Source organism: Longimicrobium sp. (assembly GCF_036387355.1).
Taxonomy (GTDB): domain Bacteria; phylum Gemmatimonadota; class Gemmatimonadetes; order Longimicrobiales; family Longimicrobiaceae; genus Longimicrobium.
In genome coordinates this window covers 1-5,440 of record NZ_DASVTX010000411.1, presented here as the reverse complement: position 1 = coordinate 5,440, position 5,440 = coordinate 1, and the positions used below count along the sequence as shown (strand labels likewise).

Here is a 5,440-nt window from a genome sequence, read left to right as displayed (position 1 = left end):
CATCGGAAGGCGCGGCGCGGGATTCTTCTGTCGGCGCCAGAGTCTGAGCACGCCGACACTCCGCGCGGCGCCTCCTTCAGAATGACACTCACGGGCCGCGGCGTCCGGGCGAGCGGGCTGCTCAACAGGCTGGGATGAGCCCGACAGAGGGTGCCTCACGGGCTCGCCATCCCCGCAAAGCGCAACGTGGCCCCGCCTTCCACACCAGAAGACGGGGCCGCGCCAATCCACCTATTCCCTAGTCCCTATTCCCTACTCCCTGCAGTTCCTGCAGTTCACCCTCCCCGCGTGGCCGTCTGCTCCCAGTCCCGCAGATGCCCCAGCAGGTAGTCGATGCTGAACACGTGGCGCGAGTCGTCGTCCTCCGCGCGGAACACCACGGCGGACCACCCGCGCATCCCCGTGGGCCGGTAGCGGCGCCCGTGCATCCACAGCTTCTGCCCCGAGATGGCGCGGATGAGCACGCGCTCGTAGCGGCTGCGGCTCAGCTCGTCTTCCGGGAACAGGTTGTCCCAGGTGCACAGCCGGCCCACGTCGTCGTACTCCGCCGGGCGGTCGTCCAGATCCAGCAGCGACGGCGCGCGCCCCCGCATCACCGAGCCGATCAGCCGGAAGGTCCACGGATCGCTGATGCGGCGGATGGGGTGCCAGAAGTGCTTGGTGATGAGCCCCGCGATGCTGCGCAGGCTGAGCGTGCGCCCGTCCGTGGTGTCCCACACCGCGTCGTCGATGTCCGTCTGGAACGGGTCGCGGTCGTAGCAGTCGTTGCGCGCCAGCCATCCCTTGCGCGACGTGTGCTTCATGGGCGTGTACCCGGCGATCACCGGCAGCTCCATCCGCTCCAGCATGTCCAGCTCGAACGAGGGCCACGCCATGACCTCGCGCACGATCCCCACGATGAGGGTTCCCGTGGCGATCATCAGCGAGGCGCTGGGGGTGAAGTCTACCGTGACCTCAATGCGGTCGCCGCGCGGGCGCACCCCCACCCCGGTGCTGCGCGGGTTGGTGGCCAGCAGCATCACCGGAACGGGGAGGATGTACGACAGCAGCAGCGCCAGCTTGCGCACCGTGCGGCTGCGCCCCTGCTCCGCGCGCGGCAGCTCGAACGACACGTTGTAGTGCGTGCTGAAGCCGGAAAGCCGCACGTGGTGCCCCGTGCGCTGTTCCCAGCCGTCCAGCTCGTCGCGCAGCACCAGGATGCTTTCCCAGAGCGAGCGGCCGGCGCGCGCCGCGCACCCGCGGTCGATCTCGATCACCGGCGTGGCGACCTCGATCACCCCCGTGTCAAAGTACACCGCCCCGCCCGTGGGCAGGTGGTACGAGGTGCCCACGCGGTGCATGAGCGCCCCCTGCATGAAGTTGCGGGGGCTGCCGAACACGTCCTCGGGGCGGGCGGGCTGGCCGTCGACTTCCACCTGGAACTCGGCCTCCATCCCCACGGCGGCCAGTTCCAGCACGCCCTCCGGGCGAGATTCGCCCTTGGCGCCCGAGCGTTTCTTGGTGGTGTCTGCCATCAGCGTTTATCGATCACCGGTTTCTGTCTCGTCCTCGTCCGTACCGCGCAACGGCTCCGCCACGGCACCCTCTTCGTCGTGCCCGCCCTCGTCGCGCACATCGCCGGAGTCCACCTCGCTGGCGGCCCCGTGCGGCACCACCGCCACGTATCCCAGGTCCAGGTGCAGGTGGTCGTCCGTCTCCCCCACCCCGTGCCCGTACGGCATGGCGAAGATCCCCGGCGACAGCGACCTCGCCAGGCGGCTGTACCGGGTGATGGTGCGCTCGTCGTCGAGCCAGTCGTCGCCGATGCGGTACAGGTTCACCCCCGTGCCCCACAGGTGCGTGGAGGCGTGGGCGGTGAGCCGGTGCGCGGGCGACCGGTACCCGCCGTTGGCGGCCACGTGCACGTAGGTGCCCACGCTGGCCCGCAGCATTTCCAGCGCGGAGGCCAGCATGCTCACCCCCAGCGGCAGGTAGCGCGGCCAGCGCAGCCGCTGCACCTCGTGCTCGCGCACGTCCACGTTCAGGAACTCCCACACCTTGAAGTGCGGGGCCAGGTCCGTTCCCAGCGCCGCCTCCCACGACGGCACCTCGAAGAACCAGCGCGGCAGCCGGCGGGCGCGGCCGTCGCGGTCGTGCATCAGTTCGCCCGGGCGCAGCACCTCGCGGTACACGCGGGGCAGCCGGGTGGCGTCCACGACGCGCAGAGTGGGCATCAGTCCCCGCCCTTTCCCGACAGCCGCTCGTACACGCTGCGGGAGATGCGGGCGATGGTGTCGCTGCGCCCCGACGTCTTCTGCGCGTCCCACTCCGTAAGCACCACCAGCGCGAACGGCTTGCGCCGGGGCAGGTACACGATCCCCGCGTCGTGCGCCACGGTGCTGATTTCCCCCGTCTTGTGCGCCACGCGCGCATCCTCCGGGAGTCCCGCGGGAATGCCGCTGCGGAACGCCTGCGCGTGCAGGATCTCCAGCATGCGCTCCGACGCCTTGGCGCTGAACGCCTTGCGCTCCTCAATGGCGCGCAGCACGCGCAGCATGCCGTCGGCCGTGCACCGGTTGCTGACCCCCGCCTCGTAGGCCCGCTCGTCCTCCACCCCGCGGCGGAACTCCACCCCGTCGTCCAGGTTCAGCTCCTTGAGCGTGTCGCGGATCTGCTCCACCCCCACGATCTCAATGAGCAGGTTGGTCGCCAGGTTGCTGCTGGTGGTGATCATGTGGTGGGCCAGTTCGTCCACCTTCATGGTCTTGCCAATGGCGGCCTGCACGTCGCTGTTGGCGTCGCGCCCCTTCTCCAGGCTGAAGGCCGAGCCGTCGGCCACGCTCAGAAAGCGGTTGCGCACGTGCACCCGCGCGTTGAGCGAAAGCTCGCCGCGCTGGATGGCGTGAAACACCCCCAGCAGCACGGGCACCTTGATGGTGCTGGCCGCGTGGAACCATTCGTCGCCGCGGTAGCTCCACGCGGTGCGCGTTTCATAGTCGTGATAGGCCACGGCGACGGAGCGTGCGCCCGCGTCGTCGGCGATCCTGCTTACGGTGGTCCGCAACGGGTCGTCGTCTTCCTTCCGCTCTTTCCTGGGTGCCATGAGGGCAGGGTGGCGGGCCGGCGGATGATGGTGCGCGAATGCCGCCCGGAGGCGGCGAAACGCTGCCGCCTTGCACGATGCACGCCACCCCACCCCCGCCGGCTGACCCATGCGGCAGCTCTGGCGCGGATGCTAGGTTCTGAACGCGTTCAACAAAAGTCTTGACGGCCGATGCGGGGCGGGCTATCATGACCCTGCAGGTTTTGAACACGTTCAAATCACACCACGGGAGGGGAAGATGGATACCATCGTCGCGGCATATGGAGCGTACCTGGCCGTCACCATCGGGGTGACCGTGTGGGTGGCGCGCACGCTGTTCCAGAACGGCCACCGCTTTCTGGTAGACGTCTTTCACGGCGACACGGAGCTGGCCGTGTCGGTGAACCACCTGCTGGTGGTGGGCTTCTACCTGGTGAACTTCGCCTTCGTGTGCCTGGCGCTGCGCACCACCGACGAGGTGGCCACGGTGCGCAGCGCGGTGGAGATGCTGGCCGGCAAGGTGGGGGTGGTGCTCTTTGTTCTGGGCGCCATGCACTTCTTCAACCTGTACGTGTTCAGCCGTCTGCGCCGCGGCCGTGCGGCGCGGGCGGAGGCGTGACCAGCCTCACGGGGCTCCGCATGCATCCGCGCGGGGCCCTGGACTGGTTCGGCTGGAACCTGGCGCTGCTGCTGGGGGCCGTGCTTCCGGCCATGCTGCTGGGCGGGTGGGCGGTGCAGATCGGCGCCGGCAACGCCCGCGGGGAGTTCAGCGACCTGGGCGGGCTGCTGTTCGCCTACCTGTTCACGGGGATTCCGCTCTCCATCTTCGGCGTGCTGTTTCTGCCGGTGATGATGTACCTGGGCGCGGGGTGGCCCCGCAGGGCGCGGGCGCTGGTGGTGGTGGCGATGCTCGCCACGCTGGGGCTGGCGATGTGGTGGTCGCTTCCGCTGCAGCCGGCGCAGGTGGCCGGGTGGGCGGTGGTGGCCGCGGGAATGGTGGGCTGGACGCTGGGGATCCGCCTGAACCGGGGCGGCCGGCCGGACGAGGTGGAGTGGATCGCCGCGCTGGCGCCCGGCGCGCTGCTGGTGCTGGGCGGGGTCATGTACGTGGTGATGCAGGTGATGGACTTCTGATCCGGAGCGGGCCTTTCCACACGGGAGGCGAACATGACGGACGGCACACTGCCGCTTGAGGACGGGGGCGCACCCCCGGTTCGCGGCGAATCGATGAGCGGGCGCAACTTCGCGTTCAACCTGGCTCTGTTCGGCGGGACGGTGGTGCCGCTGATGGTGGCGGCGCTCGGGGCCATCATGATGGGCCCGGACGAATTCGTGGAGGATCCCGGGATGGCGCTGGCGGGCATCCTGTTCTTTGTGGGGCTGCCGCTGCTGATGCTGGGCGGAATGGTGGTGGCCGCGGCCGTCGCCGTGGGGGAACGGTGGCCGGGCGTGCGGCGGTTCCGGCTTTCGTGTGTCAGCGTGGTGGTCACCATCTTCTCCGTCGTCCCCATTCTGCACCGGCGCGAGAACCTGGCGCTCTGGATGGGGCTGCTCCCCGCCATGGCGCTGTTTCCCTGGGTCATGCGGCTGGGGAGCCGGCCGCCCCGCTGGTGGATGTGGATCCTGGCGGTGGTGCCCATGTGCGGGTTGATCGCCGCCATCGTGGTGAGCATCGCCACATGGGATGGCGGGCTGTAGCGGGCACGGGTGGGGATGGATGGAGCGCGCCTCCCGCCGCGGGAGGCGCCGCTTCGAGGAAGGTGCAAGGTGAGCAGGATGACGACGATGGTCCCGCCAGGCACGGCGGACCGTGGACGGGAAGACCTTACGCCCGGCCGATTCGTGGCCTGGTACGGGTACAACGCGCTGTTCGTAGCGGGCGTGGCGTATCCGCTTGGGATCGTGGCGGCGTGGGCGGCGCTGTACGCGCTGGGAGAACGGAGCTGGGCCGGCCGCGAGCCGGGAATGCTCGTCTACACGTACCTGCTCTTCAGCCCCGCGATCCCCGCGCTGGCGTTCTTCTACGTCCCGTTCGCCATGGCGCTGGCGCGGTGGAACCCGCGGCTGGGCAGGCGGGCGGCCCTCGCCCTGTCCGCTGCCGTCCTCGCGGCGGCGACCCTGTCCATGGCGGGCATGCGTTCGGCGGCGGCGCCATGGGTGGGAATCGCGGCGATGCTGCTGGCGCTCGCGCTCGGCATCCGCCTGACGCCGCGGCCGCCCCGGTGGTGGGCGTGGGGAGTGGGCATCATCCCCGTCTCCTGCATCCTGATGTTCATCGCGGCCTATGCCGGCGCGTGGCTTGGGCTGTGGTCGTGACGCCAGAGACAGTCGCCGGACTCTCCCCGATACGCTGCGCGGGGTGGTACGCCTGCAACCTGG

The 5,440-nt window shown here is 69.8% G+C and carries 7 protein-coding genes; 4 read left to right on the top strand and 3 right to left on the bottom strand.

Annotation, left to right across the window (positions count from 1 at the left end):
* Positions 1–275 precede the first annotated feature (275 nt).
* Genes VF665_RS18070 through VF665_RS18060 form a run of 3 tightly spaced genes read right to left on the bottom strand, consistent with a single transcriptional unit; the run spans position 276 to position 3,082 of the window.
* Complete coding sequence (locus VF665_RS18070; RefSeq protein ID WP_331054849.1) at positions 276–1,514, bottom strand: hypothetical protein; 1,239 nt, start codon at positions 1,512–1,514, stop codon at positions 276–278.
* A gap of 6 nt (positions 1,515–1,520) precedes the next feature.
* A complete protein-coding gene (locus VF665_RS18065) occupies positions 1,521–2,213 on the bottom strand; it encodes a hypothetical protein (RefSeq protein ID WP_331054848.1) in 693 nt (230 codons plus the stop codon).
* The gene (locus VF665_RS18060; RefSeq protein ID WP_331054847.1) at positions 2,213–3,082 is read right to left on the bottom strand and encodes a serine hydrolase; all 870 of its coding nucleotides are present in this window, start codon (positions 3,080–3,082) and stop codon (positions 2,213–2,215) included. Before VF665_RS18060 ends, VF665_RS18065 begins: the two co-directional genes overlap by 1 nt.
* A gap of 238 nt (positions 3,083–3,320) precedes the next feature.
* On the opposite strand from VF665_RS18060, the gene VF665_RS18055 reads away from it, so the two are divergent.
* The 4 genes from VF665_RS18055 to VF665_RS18040 all read left to right on the top strand — a co-directional run bounded on the left by VF665_RS18055 (position 3,321) and on the right by VF665_RS18040 (position 5,377).
* Positions 3,321–3,680: a hypothetical protein gene (locus VF665_RS18055; protein ID WP_331054846.1), complete on the top strand. Its 360-nt coding sequence runs from the start codon at positions 3,321–3,323 to the stop codon at positions 3,678–3,680.
* Complete coding sequence (locus VF665_RS18050) at positions 3,677–4,195, top strand: hypothetical protein (protein WP_331054845.1); 519 nt, start codon at positions 3,677–3,679, stop codon at positions 4,193–4,195. The genes VF665_RS18055 and VF665_RS18050 overlap by 4 nt, the downstream gene beginning before the upstream one ends.
* A 33-nt stretch (positions 4,196–4,228) precedes the next feature.
* The gene (locus VF665_RS18045) at positions 4,229–4,759 is read left to right on the top strand and encodes a hypothetical protein (protein WP_331054844.1); all 531 of its coding nucleotides are present in this window, start codon (positions 4,229–4,231) and stop codon (positions 4,757–4,759) included.
* 78 nt (positions 4,760–4,837) lie between these two features.
* Positions 4,838–5,377, top strand: a complete 540-nt coding sequence (locus tag VF665_RS18040) for a hypothetical protein (RefSeq protein WP_331054843.1) — start codon at positions 4,838–4,840, stop codon at positions 5,375–5,377.
* The last annotated feature ends 63 nt before the right edge of the window (positions 5,378–5,440 follow it).

Excerpts from the sequence above, each read along its gene's own strand:
- VF665_RS18070 (WP_331054849.1), bottom strand. The coding sequence starts at position 1,514 with ATGGCAGACACCACCAAGAAACGCTCGGGCGCCAAGGGCGAATCTCGC.
- VF665_RS18065 (WP_331054848.1), bottom strand. The coding sequence starts at position 2,213 with ATGCCCACTCTGCGCGTCGTGGACGCCACCCGGCTGCCCCGCGTGTAC.
- VF665_RS18060 (WP_331054847.1), bottom strand. The coding sequence starts at position 3,082 with ATGGCACCCAGGAAAGAGCGGAAGGAAGACGACGACCCGTTGCGGACC.
- VF665_RS18055 (WP_331054846.1), top strand. The coding sequence starts at position 3,321 with ATGGATACCATCGTCGCGGCATATGGAGCGTACCTGGCCGTCACCATC.
- VF665_RS18045 (WP_331054844.1), top strand. The coding sequence starts at position 4,229 with ATGACGGACGGCACACTGCCGCTTGAGGACGGGGGCGCACCCCCGGTT.
- VF665_RS18040 (WP_331054843.1), top strand. The coding sequence starts at position 4,838 with ATGACGACGATGGTCCCGCCAGGCACGGCGGACCGTGGACGGGAAGAC.